Origin of the sequence: Nocardiopsis sp. NPDC058789, assembly GCF_042745575.1 — a bacterium.
In the GTDB taxonomy this organism is placed as follows: Bacteria; Actinomycetota; Actinomycetes; order Streptosporangiales; family Streptosporangiaceae; genus Nocardiopsis; species Nocardiopsis eucommiae.
Genome location: NZ_JBHYOW010000017.1, coordinates 62,099 through 84,456, shown reverse-complemented (window position 1 = coordinate 84,456; position 22,358 = coordinate 62,099). Strand labels below are relative to the sequence as shown.

Sequence of the window (22,358 nt, the reverse complement as noted above, 5' to 3'; positions counted from 1 at the left end):
TGTGTTTTTTTTCTCCGCCGCGCTTTCTCGCGCCGTGCCCGGCCCGCCCCCCCCGGCGCGAAGGGCCCCCCCCCCCCGGGGGGGGGCCGCCCCCCCCCGCCCCCCCCGCCCCTCTTTGTCATGTCCGTGCAGTTCATGACATGTGTGGACAGAGTCGACAGGGTGCGGGCACGTCCCGGTGACGCTTGGTCTTTTTCACGCCAGCGGCGCCGTACCGCGTGTTAAGGATGGTCCGTCCTCTGTCGAGAACCCCCCGGGGAGCCTCCTTGTCCACACTGTTCGTCGCCCTCGCCGTCCTGGCCGCCATGGTCGGAGGCGCCGCCCTGGTCGCCTGGCGCTTCCGGCTCGCCGGGTCCTTCGCGGAGGGGGCGGTGGGTGTCGTCATCGCGCCGTGCGTGCTGTCCCTGTACCTCGTGGCGGCCGCGATGGCCGTGGTCATCGGCTGGGAGGACTACAAGTCGGCCGAGGACGACATGATCTCCGAGGCCGGGGCGGCCCAGGCCCTGTACTGGAGCAGCACGGCGTTCCCCGGGGAGGAGGGCGAGGCCGTCCGCGGCCACCTGCGCACCTACCTCACGACGGTGGTGGAGGACGACTGGCCGCTGATGGAGACCAAGGGTGAGCTCAGCCCCGGCGGTGACGACGACCTCGCCCTGCTGGCGGCCTCGGTGCGGGGCCTGTCGGTGTCCGACACCGGCGACGGTCTGGACCGGCTGACCGCCCGTCAGGAGGTCACCAAGCTCAGCGACGCGCGCAGCCAGCGCGCCGACGCGGCGGGGGACCAGATCCCGGCGGCCCTGCTGTTCGTGTCGGCCCTGTCGGCCGTGATCATCGCCGTGCTGCCGTTCGCCATGATCAGGAAGGGGTCCGGGGTGGCCTACTTCTGGTCGTCGGTGAACCTGGCGTTCGTGTTCGGCACCATCGTCGTGCTGCTGTACATGGGCAACCCGTACAACGGCGTGCTGGCCAACGACGCGGGGACGATGGAGGAGGCCCTGGCTGGGTTCGACCGGTCCGACGCCACACTGGAGCTTCCCTAGCCGAGGCGGCCCGTCCCGCCGGAGGTCCCGGCGGGACGGGCCGCGCCTCAGTCGGACAGGGTCGCCACGGCACGGCCGCCGACGACGGAGGCGCCCGCCGCGACGATCGCGACGACCACCATCGTGCGCAGCGGGGTGAAGGCCGAGGAGGCCGTCGACGTGGCGGGCGGACTCGCGTCCGCCAGGAGTACCCGTTCGTGGGGCGAGGACTCGGCGGGCGACGGGGAGGCCGGGGCCTCCGGACGCTCCTGGGCCGAAACGGGCGCGGAGACCTCCGCCGGGGTCTCCGGCGAGGGCGGGGCGGGCGCGGTCGGTTCGGCCAGGGCCGGGGCCGCCTCGGGCACCGTCCGCTCGTGCGGTGGTGCGGACTCCTCCACAGGAGGCGGCGGCGCGGGTGGTGGGACCGGCGGGGCCGGTGGAGCCGGTGGAGCCGGCGGGGGCTGGGGGCACGTCGGCGCCTGACCCGTGTGGACGACCACGCGGACACCGTTGGCGCACACCAGGACGTGCGACCCGGGTCGGACGTCGACGTGGGCGCCCGGGGTGTCCACCTGGGTCCCGTTCGGTCCCACGTCCACCTGGGAGGTGCCGTCGTCGACGCGTACCCCTGACGGCCCGACCCGCACGGAGGGGTCGGCCGGTTCGGCGAAGGCTGGAGCGGGCCCGCAGGTGAGCACGAACGCGCCCGCCGCGAGGGCGAGGAGCGCCCAGGCCCGCCGGTGGGTTCCAGAGGGTCTTCTTCGCGGATGGCTGGGTCGGGGTGGAGCCGGGTGTCGTGGGAACGAGGGCGGGGGCGGCGAGAGGTTCCGTGACCGCCCGTGGTGTGGTCTGTTCACACGGTGATATTACGGCGTGGGGTCGGAGCCCAGGGTGGATTGCGGGCGCCGCCGTGCTAGCGGCAGCTGATGTACTTGTTGACGAAGGTCTTGTTCTGCTCGTCCACCTTCATCCGGCCCTGGACGTTGCCGACGGGGGAGAGGTTGGCCGTGAAGCTCCGGGTCTGACCCGCGCTGATGTTCAGGGTGGGGCCGTTGCGGGTGAGGCTGCCCAGCTGCGCGACGGAGAACCTGATGGTCAGCCGGGACCCGGTGGTCTTCTTGTAGGTGACCGTCGCGCTGCTGCACCCGGTGGTGCGCGTGGTCAGCGTCCCGTGCGTGATGGGGAGCGACTCGGTCGCGCGGGCCCCGACGCGGTCGGGGTCCTCGACGGTCGGGGCGTACTCGGGGTTCTCCTCCAGGAAGGCCTCCAGGCTCTCCACGTCCTCCCCGACCTCGTAGACGCCCTCGTCGGTGATGATGATCTCCTGGCTCTCGGTGCGGACCTGCCCCATCTCCGCGCTGGCGGTGCCGGGGACGAGCAGGACGGTGGCCGTGACCAGGGCGGTCAGCGCGGTGAGGCGGGAGGCGTTCTTCTGGCGGGGGGAAGCGTCGAGCACGTTGTCCTCCGGTGGTGGGATCGCGCGGGGGTGCTGTGAACCTACCAACCGGCGACTCCGCGGACCATGGCCGTTCGTCCCCGTCACGGCGAGTGCAGGCGCAGTACCGCGTGCTCGGCCCACTCCGGCGGCCGGGTGAACCGGGAGACCACCGTCATCGTGAGGAAGGCCAGCGGGATGGTCCAGGCAGCCGGTTGGGCCAGCAGCACACCCACCCACCCCGGGGGCGCGCTGAACAGGATCGACCAACCCACCGCACCGGTCGCGGTGACACCGCCGACGATCAGCCCGGCGGCCGCCCCGGGCAGGGTCAGACGCCGCCACCAGATCCCCAGCACCAGCAGCGGGCAGAACGTGGACGCCGCCACCGTGAACGCCCACACGACCAGCACGTTGATGTCGATCATCTGCGCGGGCAGTGCCAGGAGCACCGCCACGCAGGCGCCGACCACCACGGCCAGCCGCAGCCGGGGCACGCTCCCCTGGAACAGGTCGTGGGACAGCCCCCCGGCCAGGGCCAGCAGGAGCCCCGAGGAGGTGGAGAGGAACGCCCCGAAGGCCCCCGCCGCGACCAGCGCGGTCAGGATCGTGCCCACCGAACCGGGCACCGCCTCCGCGGGCAGCACCACCGCCACGGTGTCGGTGCCCTGGAGCATCACCAACTGCGGAGTGAGCACCCGCCCCAACAGCCCGTAGACCGTGGGGAACAGGTAGAACAACCCCAACAGGGCGATCACGCCGACCGCGACCCGGCGGGCGATCCGCGCGGTCGGGCTCGTGTGGAACCGCATGATCACGTGCGGCAGGCCCATACAGCCGAGGGTGATGGCGAGCAGTGTCGACCACGTTTCGAACAACGGGTACCCGCCCACGTCCAGCAGCGGGGTGCTCCACCGCTCGCTGCCCAGCTCCGGCAGCCCGGCCGGGTGCGGGATGGTGGCGCCCTCCGGGAACACGTACTCCGTGCCCTGGTCGACCGAGTGCCACCCGGCGGCCAGCTCCAGCTCCCGGTCGTCCGGGGTGGTCACGGTGACCGCGTGGTCCAGGCTGAACTCCGTGGCCACGGTGAACTCCACGGGCGTGGTCTGCGGGAAGTGCGTGCCCCACTCCGGGTGCAGCGCCTCGGCGCGGGTCTCGGCGCCCGCATGCACCACCAGGAAGATCGCGGGCACGGCGAGGAAGGCCAGTTTCACCACGTAGTGGAAGGCCTGCACGTAGGTGGCCGAGCGCATCCCGCCCGCCGCGATCGACCCGCTCACCACCAGGCCCGCGAGCAGCACGCCCACCCAGTAGGGGGTCCCGCTGACCAGGCTCAGCACCACCCCGGCGCCCTTGAACTGCGGAACCAGGTACAGCAGCATGATCACCAGCACCACGCACCCGCAGAGCTTGCGCAGCCGGGGCGCGCCCAGCCGGTACTCGGCGAAGTCCGGCACGGTGAAGGCCCCCGAGCGGCGCATGGGCCCGGCGACCAGCGCCACCACGGCGACGTAGCCCGCGGTGAACCCCACCGCGTACCACATGGTGCCCAGCCCGTTCTTGAGCAGCAGCCCGGCCAGGCCCAGCATGGAGGCGGCGGACAGGTACTCACCGGCGATCGCGAGGGCGTTCCAGTTCGGTGACACGCGCCGGGAGGCCACCAGGAAGTCCGAGGTGGACCGGGCCGCCCGCACCCCGTACACCCCGATGACCAAGCTGGTCACCAGGACCAGGCCGATCGCGAGCACGGCCGTGGTCATGGCGTCCCGTCGGGTGCGGCGCGGTCGCCCTCGGCCCGGTCCTCCAGGCGTTCGGCCGCGCGCACGTGCCACAGGGCCAGCCCGAACAGCAGCGGGTACACCGCCACCGTCAGCAGCAGCCAGGAGACCGGGACCCCGACCAGGCGGATCCGGGTCAGCTCGGGGAGGAGGGCGAAGGCTCCGCTCAGCCCGAAGAGCACCACCGCCAGCAGCAGGACCGTGCGCACCGCCGTGCGCCTCTGGGCCCGGAAGAGCCGTCGGGCCGCCTCCGTGTCCACCGGCGCGGGCACCGGGATGAGGTGGTGCGCGGGGCGGTTGCCACGGGCCAGCGCTATGCGCGTCTGCGGGCTGGTGAGCTTCTCGCGGCGCGGGCTCACACGCCACCCCCGGCGGTCACGGCTGCTCCTTGACCGCTCCCGGAGGGCGGGCCGAGCGGCCCAGCTGGTCGCGGCGGGCCGCCTCCATGAGCTGGGTCCGGAGCCGTCGGCTGTGGCGGCGGCTCACGGGCACGTCACCGGCCGGGGTCCCGGCCACCAGCCCGGAGGAGGAGGTCACCCGCAGGTCCCGCACCCACGGGATGGCGATCAGGAACCCCCGGTGCACGCGGATGAACCCGGCGGCTGCCCACACCTCCTCCAGGTACGACAGCGACAGGCGGATCAGGTGGGTGCCGTCCGCCGTGTGCAGCCGCACGTAGTCGCCCTGCGCCTCCACGAACTGCACGTCGTCGCGCTTGACGAAGACGGTCCTGCGTCCGGTGTCGATCTGCACCACGTGCAGGTCCTCCGCCGGGGAGGACGCGCCGCCGGACCCGCGCAGCTGGGCGATCCGCCCCACGGCCTCGGCCAGCCGCTCCGGCCGGATCGGCTTGAGCAGGTAGTCCACGGCGCCGATCCCGAAGGCCTCCACGGCGTGCGCCTCGGAGGCGGTCACGAACACGATCGACGGTGGCTCGGACATCACGCTCAGCACCCGCGCCACGTCCATGCCGTCCAGCCCGGGCATGAGGATGTCGAGGAAGGCGGCGTCGATGCTGGTCGTGCCGAGCAGGCGGACGGCGGTGGCGCCGTTGGAGGCCACCAGGACCTCCCCCACCTCCGGCATGTCACCCAACAGGGAGGCCATCTCCTGGCGGGTGGAGGACTCGTCCTCCACCACCAGCACGCGGAGTTCGGGCTTCACCGGACCACCACCCCGGGGGCGAACCTCGGAACGCGTACGGTCACCTTCGTCCCCTCTCCCAGCGCGGTCTCGATCACCAGACCGTACTCGGGTCCGTAGACCGCCCGCAGCCTCTGGTCGACGTTGGCGAGGCCGACGCCCCGCGACTCGGGGCCGGTGCCCGCCAGCAGGGCGCGTGCCAGTTCGGGGTGCATGCCCACCCCGTCGTCCTCGATCTCGATGACGCACAGGGGCCCCTCGCCGAACCCGGACACGCTGATGTGCCCGCTCCCCTCCTTGCGCTCCAGCCCGTGCCGGATCGCGTTCTCCACGATCGGCTGCACGACCAGGAAGGGGATGGCGACGGGCAGCACCTCGGGCGCCATCCGCACGGTGATGTCGAGACGGTCGTGGAAGCGGGCCCGCTGGAGTTCGAGGTAGGTCTGGGTGGCCTCCAACTCGTCGGAGACCGTGGCGTAGTCGCCCTTCTCCGAGAACCCGTACCGGAGGTAGTCCGCGAAGTCCGACAGCAGCTGGCGGGCCCGGTCGGGGTCGGTGCGCACCAGGGCGGCGATCACGGCGAGCGCGTTGTGCACGAAGTGCGGGGAGATCTGCGCGCGCAGGGTGCGCAGGTCCGCGGCGGCGATTCGGGCGCGGGCCCGGCGCAGGGCGGCGTGGTCCAGGGAGTCGGAGACCAGCGCGGCGGCCGCCTCCACGTCCGCCTCCACCGGGTGGCCCGAGGCGACGAGCGCGCCGGACAGCTCGTCGGCGACGGTCAGCGGGACGGCGCACACCGAGGCGCCGTCGGGCAGTCGGGTCCGGGCGCCGCCGCCGTACTCGAAGACCTGGGACAGCAGGGCTGTGACCTCGGCGGGGGCCGGGCACCTCCCATGGGAGGCGACCGTTCCGTCGAGGTCGGCGAGGAGCACCCCGTCCACCGCCAGGACCTCGCGCAGACGGCGGGCGGCCGAGTGCGCGCCGCGCCCGTGCAGGCCGTCCCGCAGGTCGACTCCCAGGGCGTGGACCTGGCGCATCAACGCGACGCTCGCCCTGCGTTCCGAGGACGTGGGGCGCCGGGAGGGGGAAAGCCGCGACAGCCACCGATAGGACACGGAACGATCCTATCCCCGCGAAATGTGTCGGCGATCACGTGCTGACCCTCACTCTTCCTCGTCGTTTCGGACCGTGCGCCGACGGTCGCGGACGGTGCACGGGAGGGGCCCGCCGCCCAGGGAGGCGGCGGGCCCGTCAACGGGAGACCGGCGACCTAGTGGCTGCTGGCCTTCTCCGCTCCCGCGCCGGTGAGGGCGCGGACCTGGAGCATCGCGAACTTCTCGTAGTCGCGCTCCTTGGACATCAGCGTGCCGACCACGGCGCAGAGCAGACCCAGCGGCACCGAGACCAGCGCCGGGTTGGGCATCGGGAACCACGCGAAGTCGGCGCCGGGGATGAGCGCGGTGTCCGAGCCGGACACCACCGGCGAGAAGAACACCAGGCCGACGGCGCTGATCAGACCGCCGTAGATGCCCGCCAGGGCGCCGGCGGTGTTGAAGCGCTTCCAGAACAGGCTGAGCAGCAGGGTCGGCAGGTTCGCGGAGGCCGCGATGGCGAACGCCAGCGAGACCAGGAAGGCCACGTTGAGGTTCTGCGCGAACACCGCGAGGACGATGGCCACGAGGCCGACGAACCAGGTGACCACCCGGGCGACCTTCACCTCCTCGGCGCCGGTCGCCTTGCCCTTGCGGATCACGGAGTTGTAGAAGTCGTGCGCCAGGGACGAGGACGAGGCGATGGTCAGACCGGCGACCGTCGTGAGGATGGTCGCGAAGGCCACCGAGGCGATGACCGCCAGCATGATCGACGCGAAGATCGGGCCGCCGATGTTGGCGCCGACCGCCTCCGCGAGCATCGGTGCCGCGGTGTTGCCCGCCGGGTTCTGGTCCTGGATGGTCTCGTAGCCGACCAGCGCGGCGGCGCCGAAGCCCAGCACCAGGGTCATCAGGTAGAAGACGCCGATGAGGCCGATGCCCCAGTTGACGGACTTGCGGGCGGTGGTGGAGTCCGGAACCGTGTAGAAGCGGATCAGGACGTGCGGCAGACCGGCGGTGCCGAGCACCAGGGCCATGCCGAGGCTGATCAGGTCCAGCTTGTTCCACATGGTCTGGACGGCGCTGTCGACCTCCTGGCCGTACAGCAGGCCCGGCTGGAGGAAGGTCTCGTCGCCGACCTGGCTGGAGTTGGCCGCCTGGGTCATCAGCTCGGGCAGGCTGAACCCGTAGATGGACAGCGTCAGCACCACCAGGAAGGCGACGCTGATCATGAGGAAGGCGGCCTGGACGATCTGGACCCAGGTGGTGCCCTTCATGCCGCCGAAGGTCACGTAGATGACCATGAGCAGGCCGACCACGACGATGCCCATGATCTTGGCGACGTCACCGGACATGCCGAGGTACGTCTGGTCGCCCTGGATGCCGAGCAGCAGGGCGATGAGCGCGCCCGCGCCGACCATCTGCGCGATCAGGTAGAAGATCGACACGGTCAGGGTGGACACGGCCGCGGCCGTGCGGACGGGGCGCTGCTGCATCCGGTAGGAGAGCACGTCACCCATGGTGAAGCGGCCGGAGTTGCGCAGCATCTCGGCGACCAGCAGGAGCGCGATCAGCCAGGCGACGAGGAAGCCGATGGAGTACAGGAAGCCGTCGTAGCCGGACAGCGCGATCATGCCCGCGATGCCGAGGAAGGACGCGGCCGACATGTAGTCGCCCGCGATGGCGAAGCCGTTCTGGGTGGCGGTGAAGCCCCGGCCGCCGGAGTGGAAGTCGGTGGCCGTGTGTGTGCGCTTGTTCGCCCACGCGGTGATGGCCAGTGTGCCCGCGATGGTGAGCAGGAACAGGACCATGGTGATGGTCCGACTGGCACCGGTGACGGCGCCCTCCTGCGCGAGGAGGAGCCCGGTCGAGAGGATCACTTGCTCTCCTCCTCCTTCTTGTCGTTGACGCCCAGGAGCTCGTCACGCAGCTCGTAGGAGAGCGGGTCGAACTTCTTGCGGGCGTACCAGGAGTAGAGGATCGCGATGCCGAAGGTCGAGACGAACTGGAGGAGCCCCAGGAGCAGCGCGACGTTGAAACCGGCGGCTACCTCGATCGCCATGATGTCGCGGGCGAAGCCGGACATCGCGACGTAGACGGCGTACCAGATCAGGAACAGCACGGTCATCGGGAAGACGAAGACGTACAGGGTCCGCCTGAGGTGGAGGAACCGCGGGTCGCTGTGCATCGCGACGATGGTCTCGGACGGGATGGGTTCCGCCGCGGGAGCCTCGTCCGGGGCCGCCCCTGACGTGGGGTCCTTGGCCGATGGTTGGGTTGTCATGCTGTTCGTAACCTCCGGGGGGATGGCGGGGAAGGTGCCGCGTCTGGCCGCGTTCCCGCGGTCGGGGCGGCTTCGCCTGGAATGACCAGATCTTGTGACGTGCGTTACCCAGCACTGTAAGGAGCGCCACCCGGCCTGAGCAGGGGGGCGAGCCGGGGCGCGCGCCGAACGCGGACGAGGAGCGTCGAGCGGTCGCCCACCGTGCGACGAACGGTCGTCTGACGCGACGAACGGTCGACGGGCGGACCGCGCCCCGCCCCGCCTGGGGAGACGGCCCTCGAACGGCACGCCTCGCACACGGCCGACGGCCCCGGCGGGAGGGGCCCGCCGGGGCCGTCGGCTCGGTTCCCGTTCCTCGGGCGGGAACGGGTCAGTCCGGGCGCCCGCGACCCCGTCGGGGCCGACGCGCCCTGCGCCCGTCGCGTCGGCGGTTGAGGTGGGCCGCGTGCACCAGGTACCGCTGGAACAGCGACTCGGCCACCGGGTTGTGGTCGCGCACACGCATCAGCCAGTGCGGCATGACCCGCTCGTGCAGCCACAGGAAGCCGATGGTGAAGCCGAAGCTCAGCATGGCCTGCAACGCGAGGAAGGACGGCAGGGGCTCGCGCAGCGCGGGGCCGTCACCGATCACCCACGCCACCATGTGGGCGTCGAACAGTTGCGCGGCGGGGAACCCGACCAGCCAGTACAGGGCCAGGGGGGCCACCGCCCCGATCGGGAAGAACCCGCGCGCCAGCAGCACGCTGTACGCGGCGCCGAGCACGGCGAGCGGGAGGCCCAGGGCCAGACCGGCGGTGCCGGTCATGGCCAGGGGCAGACCCGCCGCCATCCCGACTCCCGTGGCGAACAGACCGGCGACCACGCCGATGGCGGCCCCCGGGAGCGCGACCTCCAGGTGGTTGGGCGGGGTGCCCCCCGGCCGGAGGGCGGAGGTGGCGGGCATCAGTCGACCACCACTCCGAAGGCGATCAGCGAGTAGATGAGCGCCCCGAGGTAGAACACGGCGGCCAGCGCGATGATCGCGTTGGAGACGATCCCCGGACGGATCGGCTTGGGCAGGGCGATGTTGTTGACCAGCAGCAGCACCACGCAGTACGCGCCCATCGCGAAGGCCGACAGGAAGGCCAGCACGTCCAGGATCGCCGCCGGTCCGTCCGCCGGTCCGAACAGCAGGATGACGGTACCGAAGGCGATCAGTCCCCACAGGAACATCCCGTACAGCTTCGACATCCCGAACCGCTTGGCGCCCGGCACGAAGTTGTACGTCATGTCGGCCTGGCCGCGCGAGAAGGAGTCGAACAGGCCCAGGGTGGCGTTGATGCCGATCAGCGCGATGAAGAGGAAGAACACCGTGCCGAGGACGGGGCTCCCCGCCGCCGAGAAGGCACCGGCCATGGCGTCGAGCGAGGCCTCCCGGTCGCCGTCCCGGATCAGCTGCGCCACCTGCGGGTCGAACCGGGCCGCCGACTGCGCCAGCACGGTGAAGGAGATCGTGACCAGCATGGTGATGCCCCAGAACAGCACCAGGGCGTCGAAGGTCACCCAGCGGCGCCACCCCTTCCACTTCTCCATCTCCCTGGGGTCCGAGGTGTCGAACATGAAGCCGCGTGAGGGGATGGCCTCCTGGTCGCCGGCGTGCCGCAGGCCGCGGATCTGGGGGATGTGCGCGCCCATGCCCGCGCCCTTGTCGCGCAGGTGCAGGGTGTACCACATCTGCTGCATACCGGAGGGCCCGGCGAAGGCGATGGCACCGACGACGATCGGGAACCAGGCCGCAGACATGGCCTCCTCGGGGAAGTACCCGAACGCGAACATCCCGCTGATGGTGGAGGTGAGGTCGGACAGGTTGCCGACCATCGCCGCGACCACGGACGTCCCGACGACCAACAGGCCGATGCAGATGGAGAGCAGGTTCTCCAGCAGGTCGTAGATGACCTTGGCGAGGGTGAAGACCACGCCGACGAGGACCATCCCGGCCACCGCCGTGGCCTGCCAGGGTATGCCGGTCACCCGTTCGAAGGCGGAGGCGCCCGCCGAGAGGTGGCCCGGCCAGATGTACACCAGGATCGCGGTGAGGAAGAAGAACCACATCAGCGGCTTGAACACGCGCGCGGCGCCGTAGAAGATGCTCTCCCCGGTGGCCATCGCGTAGCGCGACATCTCCAGCATGACCACGGCCTGGAGGGAGACGCCGATCAGGAACAGCCAGCGGATCTCGGGGCCGAAGACCAGCACCAGGCGCGGCCACATGTAGGACTCGCCCATGCCCACGCCCAGGGCGACGAGGAACACCGTGGGGCCGAGGATGTGGATGGAGGGGGGAGCCTTCGGGAGCTCCCGGATGGGCATCGGCTCCAGCTTGCCCGCTCTCCAGTACCGCTCCTCCCGTACGGGGGCGCCCGCCTCCGCGGGGGTGTCGGAGGGCGCGTCGGCGGAGGCGGTGACCGGTTCGGCGGCGGGGCCGGTCTCGGAGGGGTGGGGCCCGCGCTGGGCCGGGACGTGGGGTCGCTGGGTCCCGGACGGCGCCGGGGGTTCTGAGGAGTCGGGTTCGGGGCGTGAGGAATCCAAGGCGGTACTCCGTGTGTGTGCGAATGCGAGTCGGTGGATCGCATGTCGCCCCCGGGTGTTGCGGCACCTCCCTGATCGTGGTGGACACGTGGCTGGGGGTCACCGTGGCAGGACGTGGCTGTCCCTGCGGTGACCAGGGGCCCGGCGGCCTTGCGGCGGCGGCTCCAGAGGCCGCCGGGCTGGTGTGGCTCGTGCGCCCTGTGTGGGGGCGCGTGGTGGGTGTCGGTCCTGTGTGGTGTGGGCCGGGCCGGGGCCGGTGGTACCGGCCGGGCACTCGGTCAGAGTAGTCCGGCGGCCCGGGCCCAGCGATACTTCGCTCCCAGAACCTTCACGGGCATCTCCGTCGTGTAGGGGTAGGCGACGATCCCGTGCTCGAACAACCGCTGGCTGGCCGCCTCGACCTCGGTGTCACCCGAGAGGGAGGCGACCACCGGCTTGTCGATTCCGGCGGCGCGGGCCTTGCTCACCACGTCGATCACGACGTCGGCGAAGACCAGCGGCGGGGTGACGATGGTGTGCCAGTAGCCGAGCACCAGGGAGTGGACGCGGGGGTCCTCCAGCCCGAGGCGGATCGTCTTCTCGTAGGTGGAGGGCGGTTCGCCGCCGGTGATGTCCACCGGGTTCCCGGCCGCCCCGAACGGCGGGATGAAGGCCCGGAAGGCCTCGTCCAGGTCCGGCGGGATCTCGTAGAGCGACATCCCGTTGTCGACCACCGCGTCGGAGAGCAGCACCCCCGAGCCGCCCGCACCCGTGATGATCACGATGTTCTCGCCCCCGGGCGCGGGCATGACCGGCAGGGCGCGGCCGTACTCCAGGAGTTCGGTCAGTCCGGGTGCGCGGACCACGCCCGCCTGGCGGAGGATGTCGTCGTAGACCTTGTCGTCCCCGGCCAGCGCGCCGGTGTGGGACCCGGCGGCGCGGGCCCCGGCGGAGGTCCGCCCGGCCTTGAGCACCACCACGGGCTTCTTCGGGACCACCTCGCGGGCGGCGGCGACGAACGCCCGGCCGTCCTTGAGGTCCTCCAGGTGCATCGCGACGGCGTTGGTGTTCTCGTCCTGCCCGAAGAAGGTGAGCAGGTCGTCCTCGTCGATGTCGGCCTTGTTGCCCACGCCCACGATCGCGGACACGCCCGTCCGCGTGCTGCGGCTGTACCCGAGGATCGCCATGCCGATCCCGCCGGACTGCGAGGTGAGGGCCGTGCCCCCGGCGACGTCGTAGGGGGTGCAGAAGGTCGCGGACAGCTTCTCCGGCGTGTAGTAGTAGCCGTAGATGTTGGGCCCGAGGATACGGACCCCGTGTCTGCGCGCGACCGCGAGGACCTCGTCCTGGAGTTCGTGCTCGCCGGTCTCCGCGAATCCGGACGGGATGAGGATCGCGCCCGCCACCCCCTTGCGCCCGGCCTCCTCCAGAGCACCGGCCACGAACTTCGCGGGGATCGCGAAGACCGCCACGTCCACTTCGCCGGGCACGTCGGTGATCGACTTGTACGAGGTGAGGCCGTTGACCTCGGCGGACTTCGGGTTGACGGGGTGGATGTCGCCCCGGTAACCGCCGTCCACGATGTTGCGGATCACGGAGTTGCCGATCTTGCCCGCCTCGTTGGAGGCGCCGATCACGGCGATGGAGCGCGGCTTGAAGATGCGCTCCATGGACGCCAGGATCTCCTCCCGCTCGAAGGTGCGGGGACCCTCGGCGGGCTCGAAGTCCAGGACGAACCGGAGGTCGGCGGCGATCGCCCCGGACGCGGAGGCGAACACGGGGTTGAGGTCGGCCTCGGCGATCTCCGGGAAGTCCGTGACGAGCTCGGACAGGCGCACCAGCAGGTCGGCCAGGGCGCCCCGGTCCACCGCCTCGGCGCCCCGGACCCCGTCCAGCACCTCGGCGGCCCTGATGTCGCCCACCTGGACGAGCGCCTCCTCCCGGGTGACCGGGGCCAGCCGGAAGGAGACGTCCTTGAGGACCTCCACCAGGACGCCGCCCAGGCCGAAGACCACGACCTTGCCGAACGTGGGATCGGTGGTGGCGCCGACCAGGACCTCCAGCCCGCCCTGGACCATCTGCTGGATCTGCACGCCGTCGACGCGGGCGTCGGGGTCGTGGGCGCGCGCGTTGGCGGTGACGCGTTCGTAGGCCGCGGCGACCTCCTCGGCGCTGTTCAGTCCGATCTCCACGCCGCCCGCGTCGGTCTTGTGCAGGATGTCGGGGGAGACGATCTTGGCGGCCACGGGGAGCCCGAGCTCGGTGGCCAGGGCGGCGGCCTCCTCGGCGCTGCGGGCCAGGGCCTCGCCGGGGACGGGGATGCCGTAGGCCTCCGCGAGGAGGCGGCCCTCGGGGGCGGTGAGCGCGGTCCGGCCCTCGGCGCGGGCCCGGTCGAGGACCTCGCGGACGGGGGAGGGGTCGCGGTCGGAACGTTCGGGGGTGAAGACGGCCATGCGCTCAGATCACTCCGTTCGATGCGAGCTCCGCCAGTTCCTCGGAGGTCAGGCCCAGCTCGTCGCGGTAGATGTCGGGGTTGTGCTCACCGAGCAGGGGGGACCGGCTGACGTCCACCGAGGAGTCGGAGAGGCGGATGGGCGAGGTCACGGTGTGGTAGCTGCCGCGCTCGGGGTGGTCGACCTCGGTGACCACGCCGTTCTCCCTCAGGGTGGGGTCCTCGATGATCTCCCGGGTGGACATGATCGGCCCGCAGGGGATGTTGTGCGCGTTGAGGGCGGAGAGCACGTCCCACTTGGGCAGTTCCCGGGACCACTCCTCGATCAGGGCGAAGGCCTTGTCGAGCCGGCCCAGCCGGGCCTCGGGGGTGGCCCACTCTGGGTCCTCGGCCAGCTCGGGGCGGCCGATGAGGCGGGCGATGGGCGCCCAGCCCGCGGGCTGGATGATCACGTACACGTAGTCGTTGGGTCCTCCGGGCGCGGTGCGCACGGCCCAGCCGGGCTGTCCGCCGCCGGAGGCGTTGCCGGAGCGGGGGACCTCGTCGGTGAAGTCGTCGTTGGGGTACTCGGAGAGGGGGCCGTGCGCGAGTCGTTGCTGGTCGCGCAGCTTGACCCGGCACAGGTTGAGCACCGCGTCCTGCATGGCGACCTGGACGCGCTGGCCCCGGCCGGTGTGCACCCGCTGGTACAGCGCGGCGAGGATACCGGCCACTGTATGCATTCCTGTGCCCGAGTCACCGATCTGCGCGCCCGTGGCCAGCGGAGGGCCGTCCTCGAACCCGGTGGTGCTCATGGAACCACCCATGGCCTGGGCGATCACCTCGTAGGCCTTGAAGTCGGCGTACACGCCCGGCCCGAAACCCTTGATCGAGGCGTAGACCAGGCGGGGGTTGGCCTCCGCGAGCACCTCCCAGGTGAACCCCATCCGGTCCAGCGCGCCGGGGGCGAAGTTCTCCACCAGCACGTCGCTGCGGCGCACCAGGTCGAGGAAGATCCGCTTGCCCTCGGGGCTCTTGGTGTTGAGGGTGATGCTCCGCTTGTTGGAGTTGAGCATCGTGAAGTACAGGCTGTCCACGCCGGGGCGGTCCCGGAGCTGGCGCCGCGTGATGTCGCCCGAGGGCGCCTCCAGCTTGACGACGTCGGCGCCCATCCACGCGAGGATCTGGGTCGCGGACGGTCCCGACTGGACGTGGGTCATGTCCAGGACGCGGACCCCGTCGAGTGCCTTGCCCATGACTCTCCTTCCGGGCTACTTGTACATCGTCTGGTTCATGGTCCCCGGGGCGTACACCTCGGGGTCGATCCAGACGTTGATCAGGGAGGGCTTGCCGGACTCGCGGGCGCGGAGCAGGGCCGGGCCGATCTCGGCCGGGTCGTGGACCTCCTCGCCGTAGCCGCCGAGCATCTTCGCGAACTCGGAGTAGCGGACGTCGCCCAGGGTGTTGCCGAGCTCGCCCCGGTCCGCGCCGTACTTGGCGATCTGGCCGTAGCGGATCTGGTTCATCGAGGAGTTGTTGCCGACGATCCCCACGAAGGGCAGGTCGAAGCGGACCAGGGTCTCGAAGTCCCAGCCGGTGAGGCTGAAGGCGCCGTCCCCGAAGAGCGCGACCACCTCCTTGTCCGGGCGGGCGTACTTGGCGGCCATCACGAACGGGACGCCGACGCCGAGCGTGCCGAGCGGGCCGGGGTCCAGCCAGTGGCCGGGTGACTTCGGCTGGACGACCTGGCCGGAGAAGGTGACGATGTCGCCGCCGTCGCCCACGTACACGGAGTCCTCGGTGAGGAACTGGTTGATCTCGTTGACCAGGCGGTAGGGGTGGATCGGGGTGGAGTCGGAGGTCAGCAGGTGCGCGCGCTTGTCGAGCGCGGCCTGCTCCTGGGTGCGCAGCTCCTCCAGCCACCCCTTGCGGCCCTGCGCCCCGGTGTCGCCGTAGCCGGAGACGGCCTGGAGCGCGGCGGAGAGGATGACGTCGGCGTCGCCCACGATGCCGAGGTCGATGTCGCGGTTCTTGCCGACGGTGGCGTAGTTGAGGTCGATCTGCACCACGGTGGCGTCGGGGGAGAGGCGCTTGCCGTAGCCCATCCGGAAGTCGAACGGGGTGCCGACGATGATGATGAGGTCCGAGTTGCTGAACGCGTAGCGCCGGGAGAGCTGGAAGTGGTGCGGGTCGCCGGGCGGGAGGGTGCCGCGTCCCGCGCCGTTCATGTAGGCCGGGATGTTGAGCGCGCGGACCAGTTCGACAGCGGAGTCGGTGGCCCGGGTGGTCCACACCTGGTTGCCGAGCAGGATGCTCGGCCGCTCGGAGCGCACGATCAGCTCCGCGAGGCGTTCGACGGCGGCCGGGTCGCCCGCCTGGCGGGTGGAGGCCCGGTAGTGCCCGGCGGCGGGGACGCGCGCCCGCTCCACGGGGACCTTGGCGTCCAGCACGTCGCGGGGGATCTCCAGGAAGGACGGACCGGGGGCGCCGTTGTTGGCCTCGCGGAAGGCCATGGAGACGAGATCGGCGACGCGTTCGGTGTGCGGGACGGTGGCCGCGAACTTGGAGATCGGGTTGATCATGTCCACGTGCGGCAGGTCCTGGAGGGAGCCCATCTTGTGCTGGCTGAGGGCGCCCTGGCCGCCGATGACCAGCATGGGGCTCTCGGCGCGGTAGGCGTTGGCGATGCCGGTGACGGCGTCTGTCGTGCCGGGGCCCGCCGTCACCACCGCGCAGCCGGGCTTGCCGGTGATTCGTGCGTAGCCGTCTGCGGCGTGTGCGGCGACCTGCTCGTGCCGGACGTCGATCACGTCGATGCCCTCGTCGGCGCAGCCGTCGTAGATGTCGATGATGTGGCCGCCGCAGAGTGTGAAGACGACGTCGACCCCCTCGGCCTTGAGGGCCTTGGCGACCAGGTGGCCGCCGGAGATCGTGCTGCTGTCGCTGTTCGTTTCGGTGGGTACCTTGCCTTCGGCCATCGGTACGACGACCCCTTTCGTGCTGAGGGTGCGGAGCGTGTGATCCGTGAAGATCGGATACTGTATACCGTGTGCATCACATTGGAACACTCCGGCGCCGCGCTGTCCAGACCCCGGGAGACGGACTTGTCCCGGCGCCCGGGGGGAGCGTCCGGATGGGCAGGGGGCGGCGCAGGCGTGCGGCCAGGAGGGCGGCCACGGCCGTGAGCAGGCCGGAGGCGGCCAGGACCGGGGTGTGCGCGGTGTCCGGGACAAGACTGAGGAGGACGGTGGCGCCGCCCACGCCGAGCAGTCCGCCGACCGCTTTGGAGCCGTGGACCAGCCCCGCGAGGTCCGCCGAGCGGGCGGGATCGTCCTCGCCCGGAACGCGGAACCGGGTGGTCCCGCCGATCCGCGGGGCGCCACGGTGCGCGTCCGTGCCACCGTGCTCTCCCATGCCACCGCGCTGCCCCCGGCGTCGACCGGCGTTCCGGTGTTGGCCGGTGCCCCCGCGCTGGCCGGTGCCGAAGTGCCCTTCGGTGATCGCGCGGGTCAACGGGTAGCAGGCGCCGGTACCGGCGCCCACCACGAGGACGGCGGTGACCAGGAGCGGCAGGGGGCCGTCCGGGGCGGAGGCGGCCAGGGCGGCCTGCCCGAGCGTGGTCGCGGCCAGCAGCACGGTCAGGGTCCGGCGCCGACCTGCCCGCTCGGCCGCCCCACTCGCGGCGAGCCGCCCGACCCCGCTGCCCACGGCGAACGCCGTGACGGCCACCGCGACCTGGGTCGGATCGCGGCCCAGGCCCGACAGGACCGGTGGGAGCACCACCAGGGTGAACAGCCCTACCGTCCCGGACAACGCCACGATCGCGTGCAGGGCGTGCAGGGAGCGCCCGCTCGCCCAGGCCTGGCCCGCGGTGAAGTCGCGCGCGGCCGGGGGGTCGGCCCCGCGCCGCAGTGCGGCCGCGCGGGGGTCGCTGCCCGGAGGCCACCAGCACGCCGGGGCCCCGCGCTGACCCGCGCCGCCCGCCACACCGAGGACGAGCACGGCCACGGCGAGGACGGTGGCCGCGGTGCCCGGGTCGCCGGAGGGCGGCCCCAGCGCGAGAGCGGGCAGGAGCGGAACCGAACCCAGGGCGAAGGCCCCGCCCACGGCGCCCAGGCGCACGGTGTGCCGGTCCGGGAACCACCCGCCCACCAGGTCCACGCAGGAGTGGTAGACCAGTCCCGCCCCCACGCCGCCGAGCAGCCCGTACCCCGCGACGGCGGTCAGCGGGTCCGTGGTGTGCCCGACCGTGTACACGGCCACGGCGCAGAGCGCCGCCCCCGCGCAGATCGCCGTGCCCGGGTGGAGCAGTCCCCGGGTCCGGAGCAGGCGCGGCACCGGGGCGAAGCAGCCCTGGACGAGGGCCCAGACCAGGAACGGGGTCAGCGCCTGGGCGGGGGACCAACCGTGCGCCGCCGTCAGGAGGGGGACGGCCGCGCCGTAGCCGAACTGGAGGACGCCCACCGCGGCGACCGCGAGCAGGGCGCGGGCCAGCAGCACGGACCTCGGTGCTCCGGTGAGCAGGCGGGCGGAGGGTCCGACGGTGTAGCGCCGCCCCCGCCAGTCGAGGACGTCGGTGACCGTCGAGGGGCCGGGCGGGGGCTCCGGTTCGGCTGGGGCGGGCCGGGGCGGTGGTCCGGGCAGATGGCGGGGGAACATGGCGACCTCCTTGTATGCAGTATGCAAAGTCCAGGAGGGCTTGTGAAGGGGCATCCCGCTCACCATGCCTATTGAATACTGCATACAATATGGAGTATCACTGGAAGGGGGGCGACGAGCGGACGGAGGAGGAGCGTTGGATCTCCACGAGTACGAGGCCAAACAGATCTTCGGTGAGTACGGGGTCGCTCTGGTCGAGGGCGAGATCGCGGACACCCCCGAGCGGGTGGCGTCGGTGGCCGGTCGCCTCGGCCGGAGGGTCGTGGTGAAGGCCCAGGTCAAGACCGGTGGACGTGGCAAGGCCGGCGGTGTGAGGGTGGCGGAGGGCCCCGCCGAGGCCCGGGCCCGGGCGGAGGAGATCCTCGGCATGGACATCAAGGGCCACACGGTCCACCGTGTCCTGGTCGAGGAGGCGAGTGACATCGCCGAGGAGTACTACTTCTCCTTCCTGCTCGACCGCGCCCACCGTGAGTTCATCTCGATCTGCTCGGCGCGGGGCGGGATGGAGATCGAGGAAGTCGCCGCGGCCGAGCCCGACGCGGTCGTGCGCACCCCGGTCGGTCCCCAGGGGGTGGGACGTGAGGAGGCGCTGGGCATCTGCGCGGCCGCCGGACTCCCCGAGGAGGTCCGGGACCGCGCCGCCACGGTCATCGCCGCCCTGTGGGAGGTGATGGTGGGCGAGGACGCCACGCTGGTGGAGGTGAACCCGCTGGTGCGCACCGCCGACGGCCGGGTGGTCGCCCTCGACGGCAAGGTCACCCTGGACGACAACGCGGCCTACCGTCACGCCGAGCGGACCCCGTTCACGCACGGCGCGGGGACCGACGAACGCGAACTCCGCGCCCGGGAACGCGGTCTGAACTACGTACGGCTCGACGGCGAGGTCGGCGTCATCGGCAACGGCGCCGGACTCGTGATGTCCACCCTGGACGTGGTCGCCCGCGCCGGGGAGGAGCACGGCGGCGTGCGCCCCGCCAACTTCCTCGACATCGGCGGCGGCGCCTCCGCCGAGGTCATGGCCAACGGCCTCGACGTGATCCTGGGGGACCCGGCCGTGCGGAGCGTGTTCGTCAACGTCTTCGGCGGGATCACCGCCTGCGACGCCGTCGCCAACGGCGTCGTGCAGGCCCTCGAACTCCTGGAGAGCCGGGGAGAGGACGTCGGCAAGCCACTGGTCGTGCGCCTGGACGGCAACAGCGCCGAGCAGGGGCGCCAGATCCTCACCGCCCGCGCCCACCCGGCCGTGCGCCAGGCGGACACCATGGACGGCGCCGCCCGGCTCGCCGCCGAACTCGCCGCGCGGAACTGACCGGACCCGCCCCCGCAGACAGGAGAAACCCCATGGCCATCTTTCTGAACAGGGACAGCAGGGTGCTCGTCCAGGGCATGACCGGTGCCGAGGGCACCAGGCACACCCGGCGCATGCTCGCGGCCGGGACCAGCGTCGTCGGCGGTGTGAACCCGCGCAAGGCCGGTCAGAGCGTCGACTTCGACGGCACCGAGGTGCCCGTCTTCGGCTCCGTGGCGGAGGGCGTCAAGGCCACCGGCGCGGACGTCACCGTGGTCTTCGTGCCGCCCCGCTTCACCCGGGACGCGGTGGAGGAGGCGATCGACGCCGAGATCGGCCTGGCCGTCGTGATCACCGAGGGTGTTCCGGTCCACGACACCGCCGCCTTCTGGAGCCTGGCCGCCGCACGTGGCAACCGCACCAGGATCATCGGCCCCAACTGCCCCGGCCTCATCAGTCCGGGCCAGTCCAACGCGGGCATCATCCCGGCCGACATCACCGAGCCCGGCCGCATCGGCCTGGTCAGCAAGTCCGGCACCCTCACCTACCAGCTCATGTACGAACTGCGGGACCTCGGCTTCTCCACGGCGGTGGGGATCGGCGGCGACCCGATCATCGGCACCACGCACATCGACGCCCTGGCCGCCTTCGAGGAGGACCCGGACACCGACGTGATCGTGATGATCGGCGAGATCGGCGGCGACGCCGAGGAGCGCGCGGCCGCGTACGTCCGGGAACACGTCTCCAAGCCCGTCGTCGGCTACGTCGCGGGTTTCACCGCGCCCGAGGGCAGGACCATGGGCCACGCCGGGGCGATCGTCTCCGGCTCCTCCGGGACGGCCGCCGCGAAGAAGGAGGCCCTGGAGGCGGCCGGGGTGCGGGTCGGCCGGACCCCGAGCGAGACCGCCCGCCTCGTCCGGTCCGTCCTAGCGGCGGTCGAGAACCGAGAGGAGGGGGACGGTCTCGCTCCGGCGACGGCGTCCGCGACCCCATGACGACGATCCTGAAACCCGGTACCGAGTGGGCGACCCTGTACGCCCGGTGCCGAGAGGCGGCCCCGGAGGCCTTCGGACCCGACAGGGTGCACAACCGCTGGGGCGGCCGGTGGCGTGTCGACGGACAACCGCGCGTCTCACACTCGCCGGTGGACGGTACCGAGATCGCCGGACCGCCCATGCTCGACGCCTCCACGGCGGCGCGGGCCGTGGCGGAGGCGGCGATCGAGCACCGTGCCTGGGCCGGGGTCCCCTTGGAGGAACGCCGTACCCGTGTGCGTGCCGCGGTCCGGTCCTGGGGCGAACACCGGGACACCCTGGCACTGGCGCTCGTCTGGGAGATCGGCAAGCCCTGGCGGCTCGCGCGCCAGGACGTCGACCGCGCCATCTCCGGGGTGGAGTGGTACCTGGACGGGATCGACACGATGATGGACGGGAGGCGGGCGCTGGAGGGCCCCGTCAGCAACATCGCCAGCTGGAACTACCCGATGAGCGTCCTGGCGCACGCGATGTGTGTCCAGGCCCTCTCGGGCAACGCGGCGATCGCCAAGACACCCACCGACGGCGGGCTCGTGTGCCTCACCCTCGCGGTCGCCCTGGCGGTGCGCGAGGGACTCCCGTTCACCCTGGTCGGTGGCGGCGGGAGGGACCTCGCCCCGGCGCTGGTCCGCAGCCCGGAGATCGGCTGTGTGTCCTTCGTCGGCGGCCGTGACACCGGAGGCCGGGTCGCCGCCGACCTGGCGGACCTGGACCGGCGCCACATCCTGGAACAGGAGGGGCTGAACTGCTGGGGTGTGTGGGAGTTCGACGACTGGGAGGCCCTCTCCGGCCAGATCCGCAGGACCTTCGACTACGCCAAGCAGCGCTGCACGGCCTACCCCCGGTTCGTCGTGCAGAGGTCCCGCTTCGCCGACTTCCTCCAGGCGTACCTCGCTGCGGCGGCGGGGGTGCGGTTCGGCCACCCCCTCGCGGTCGCGGACCCGGGGGAGGACCTGCCCGAACTCGACTTCGGGCCGGTGATCAACGCGGCCAAGGCCAAGGAACTCCACGACCGGGTGTCGGAGGCCGTCGCGGGCGGGGCGGTGCCCCTGTACCGCGGCACCCTGGCCGACGCACTGCTGCTGCCCGGACAGAACACCGACGCCTACGTGGCCCCCGTGGCTCTGCTCGAACCGCCGAGGTCCTCCCCGCTCTTCCACGCCGAGCCCTTCGGGCCGGTCGACACGATCGTGCTGGTCGACACCGAGGCCGAGCTCATGGCGGCGATGAACGCCAGCAACGGCGCCCTGGTCGCCACCCTCTCCTGCGACGACACCGACACCGCCGTGCGCCTGGCGGCCGGGGTGCGGGCCTTCAAGGTCGGGGTCAACCGCCCGCGCTCGCGCGGCGACCGCGACGAGCTCTTCGGCGGCTGGGGCGACTCCTGGCGCGGAGCCTTCGTGGGCGGTGAACTCCTCGTGCACGCGGTCACCCGGGGGCCCGCGGGCGAGCGGTCGCCCGGTAACTTCCCGCACCACACGCTTCTCCCCGAGGGGTGGGAGGGGGCGGTGCGGTAGGGAGCGCGGCGTTCCGCCGAACACTCCACGCGGCGTGACGAACGGGCCCGGAGGGTGCGACCCCTCGGGCCCGTGGGGGGCAGGGCCCGGCCCCGGGAGCATCCGCGCTCGCTGCCACGGCGAGAGCGTTCGGAA

18 protein-coding genes are annotated in these 22,358 nt (G+C 71.9%); 4 read left to right on the top strand and 14 right to left on the bottom strand.

The window, feature by feature from the left end; all coding sequences use genetic code 11:
* The first annotated feature begins 266 nt into the window (after positions 1-266).
* A complete protein-coding gene (locus ACFW3L_RS22640; protein ID WP_378743517.1) occupies positions 267-1,040 on the top strand; it encodes a hypothetical protein in 774 nt (257 codons plus the stop codon).
* A 47-nt stretch (positions 1,041-1,087) separates the two neighbouring features.
* Here the strand turns inward: ACFW3L_RS22640 and ACFW3L_RS22635 are convergent, their stop codons facing one another.
* The 14 genes from ACFW3L_RS22635 to ACFW3L_RS22570 form a co-directional block, all read right to left on the bottom strand.
* The gene (locus ACFW3L_RS22635; protein ID WP_378743516.1) at positions 1,088-1,384 is read right to left on the bottom strand and encodes a hypothetical protein; all 297 of its coding nucleotides are present in this window, start codon (positions 1,382-1,384) and stop codon (positions 1,088-1,090) included.
* Positions 1,385-1,932: 548 nt separating this feature from the next.
* Positions 1,933-2,475, bottom strand: coding sequence for a hypothetical protein (locus ACFW3L_RS22630; protein WP_378743515.1), 543 nt, complete (start codon positions 2,473-2,475; stop codon positions 1,933-1,935).
* An 83-nt stretch (positions 2,476-2,558) separates the two neighbouring features.
* Positions 2,559-4,214 (bottom strand): cation acetate symporter, encoded by a 1,656-nt coding sequence (locus ACFW3L_RS22625; RefSeq protein ID WP_378743514.1) that lies wholly within the window; start codon positions 4,212-4,214, stop codon positions 2,559-2,561.
* A complete protein-coding gene (locus ACFW3L_RS22620) occupies positions 4,211-4,591 on the bottom strand; it encodes a hypothetical protein (RefSeq protein WP_378743513.1) in 381 nt (126 codons plus the stop codon). Before ACFW3L_RS22620 ends, ACFW3L_RS22625 begins: the two co-directional genes overlap by 4 nt.
* Before the next feature lie 16 nt (positions 4,592-4,607).
* On the bottom strand, positions 4,608-5,396 hold the full coding sequence (locus ACFW3L_RS22615) for a LytR/AlgR family response regulator transcription factor (protein WP_378743512.1): 789 nt from the start codon (positions 5,394-5,396) through the stop codon (positions 4,608-4,610).
* On the bottom strand, positions 5,393-6,409 hold the full coding sequence (locus ACFW3L_RS22610) for a sensor histidine kinase (RefSeq protein ID WP_378743511.1): 1,017 nt from the start codon (positions 6,407-6,409) through the stop codon (positions 5,393-5,395). The genes ACFW3L_RS22615 and ACFW3L_RS22610 overlap by 4 nt, the downstream gene beginning before the upstream one ends.
* A 233-nt stretch (positions 6,410-6,642) precedes the next feature.
* A complete protein-coding gene (locus ACFW3L_RS22605) occupies positions 6,643-8,343 on the bottom strand; it encodes a cation acetate symporter (protein ID WP_378743510.1) in 1,701 nt (566 codons plus the stop codon).
* Complete coding sequence (locus ACFW3L_RS22600) at positions 8,340-8,747, bottom strand: DUF485 domain-containing protein (protein WP_378743509.1); 408 nt, start codon at positions 8,745-8,747, stop codon at positions 8,340-8,342. Before ACFW3L_RS22600 ends, ACFW3L_RS22605 begins: the two co-directional genes overlap by 4 nt.
* 370 nt (positions 8,748-9,117) lie before the next feature.
* Positions 9,118-9,690: a hypothetical protein gene (locus ACFW3L_RS22595; protein WP_378743508.1), complete on the bottom strand. Its 573-nt coding sequence runs from the start codon at positions 9,688-9,690 to the stop codon at positions 9,118-9,120.
* On the bottom strand, positions 9,690-11,315 hold the full coding sequence (locus tag ACFW3L_RS22590; RefSeq protein WP_378743507.1) for an Nramp family divalent metal transporter: 1,626 nt from the start codon (positions 11,313-11,315) through the stop codon (positions 9,690-9,692). Before ACFW3L_RS22590 ends, ACFW3L_RS22595 begins: the two co-directional genes overlap by 1 nt.
* 278 nt (positions 11,316-11,593) lie before the next feature.
* Positions 11,594-13,747 (bottom strand): acetate--CoA ligase family protein, encoded by a 2,154-nt coding sequence (locus ACFW3L_RS22585; RefSeq protein WP_378743506.1) that lies wholly within the window; start codon positions 13,745-13,747, stop codon positions 11,594-11,596.
* 4 nt (positions 13,748-13,751) lie between these two features.
* Positions 13,752-14,981, bottom strand: coding sequence for a formyl-CoA transferase (frc, locus tag ACFW3L_RS22580; RefSeq protein ID WP_378743505.1), 1,230 nt, complete (start codon positions 14,979-14,981; stop codon positions 13,752-13,754).
* A gap of 15 nt (positions 14,982-14,996) precedes the next feature.
* The gene (locus tag ACFW3L_RS22575) at positions 14,997-16,703 is read right to left on the bottom strand and encodes a thiamine pyrophosphate-binding protein (protein ID WP_378743504.1); all 1,707 of its coding nucleotides are present in this window, start codon (positions 16,701-16,703) and stop codon (positions 14,997-14,999) included.
* Between the two features lie 76 nt (positions 16,704-16,779).
* Positions 16,780-18,384 carry an MFS transporter gene (locus ACFW3L_RS22570; protein ID WP_378743503.1) on the bottom strand — a complete coding sequence of 535 codons (1,605 nt, stop codon included), beginning with the start codon at positions 18,382-18,384 and terminating at the stop codon, positions 16,780-16,782.
* Between the two features lie 136 nt (positions 18,385-18,520).
* Between ACFW3L_RS22570 and sucC the strand changes: the two genes are divergently transcribed.
* The 3 genes from sucC to ACFW3L_RS22555 are packed head-to-tail and all read left to right on the top strand — an operon-like array spanning position 18,521 to position 22,223.
* Positions 18,521-19,693 carry an ADP-forming succinate--CoA ligase subunit beta gene (gene sucC / locus ACFW3L_RS22565; RefSeq protein WP_378743502.1) on the top strand — a complete coding sequence of 391 codons (1,173 nt, stop codon included), beginning with the start codon at positions 18,521-18,523 and terminating at the stop codon, positions 19,691-19,693.
* A gap of 32 nt (positions 19,694-19,725) precedes the next feature.
* The gene (gene sucD, locus ACFW3L_RS22560) at positions 19,726-20,667 is read left to right on the top strand and encodes a succinate--CoA ligase subunit alpha (protein ID WP_378743501.1); all 942 of its coding nucleotides are present in this window, start codon (positions 19,726-19,728) and stop codon (positions 20,665-20,667) included.
* The gene (locus tag ACFW3L_RS22555) at positions 20,664-22,223 is read left to right on the top strand and encodes an aldehyde dehydrogenase family protein (protein ID WP_378743500.1); all 1,560 of its coding nucleotides are present in this window, start codon (positions 20,664-20,666) and stop codon (positions 22,221-22,223) included. Before sucD ends, ACFW3L_RS22555 begins: the two co-directional genes overlap by 4 nt.
* Positions 22,224-22,358 lie beyond the last annotated feature (135 nt).

What these genes read in the sequence shown, in the direction of transcription:
- ACFW3L_RS22600 (WP_378743509.1), bottom strand. Translation starts at nt 8,747, where the DNA reads ATGACAACCCAACCATCGGCCAAGGACCCCACGTCAGGGGCGGCCCCG.
- ACFW3L_RS22625 (WP_378743514.1), bottom strand. Translation starts at nt 4,214, where the DNA reads ATGACCACGGCCGTGCTCGCGATCGGCCTGGTCCTGGTGACCAGCTTG.
- ACFW3L_RS22610 (WP_378743511.1), bottom strand. Translation starts at nt 6,409, where the DNA reads ATGCGCCAGGTCCACGCCCTGGGAGTCGACCTGCGGGACGGCCTGCAC.
- ACFW3L_RS22555 (WP_378743500.1), top strand. Translation starts at nt 20,664, where the DNA reads ATGACGACGATCCTGAAACCCGGTACCGAGTGGGCGACCCTGTACGCC.
- ACFW3L_RS22570 (WP_378743503.1), bottom strand. Translation starts at nt 18,384, where the DNA reads ATGTTCCCCCGCCATCTGCCCGGACCACCGCCCCGGCCCGCCCCAGCC.
- ACFW3L_RS22585 (WP_378743506.1), bottom strand. Translation starts at nt 13,747, where the DNA reads ATGGCCGTCTTCACCCCCGAACGTTCCGACCGCGACCCCTCCCCCGTC.
- sucD (WP_378743501.1), top strand. Translation starts at nt 19,726, where the DNA reads ATGGCCATCTTTCTGAACAGGGACAGCAGGGTGCTCGTCCAGGGCATG.
- frc (WP_378743505.1), bottom strand. Translation starts at nt 14,981, where the DNA reads ATGGGCAAGGCACTCGACGGGGTCCGCGTCCTGGACATGACCCACGTC.
- ACFW3L_RS22575 (WP_378743504.1), bottom strand. Translation starts at nt 16,703, where the DNA reads ATGGCCGAAGGCAAGGTACCCACCGAAACGAACAGCGACAGCAGCACG.
- ACFW3L_RS22595 (WP_378743508.1), bottom strand. Translation starts at nt 9,690, where the DNA reads ATGCCCGCCACCTCCGCCCTCCGGCCGGGGGGCACCCCGCCCAACCAC.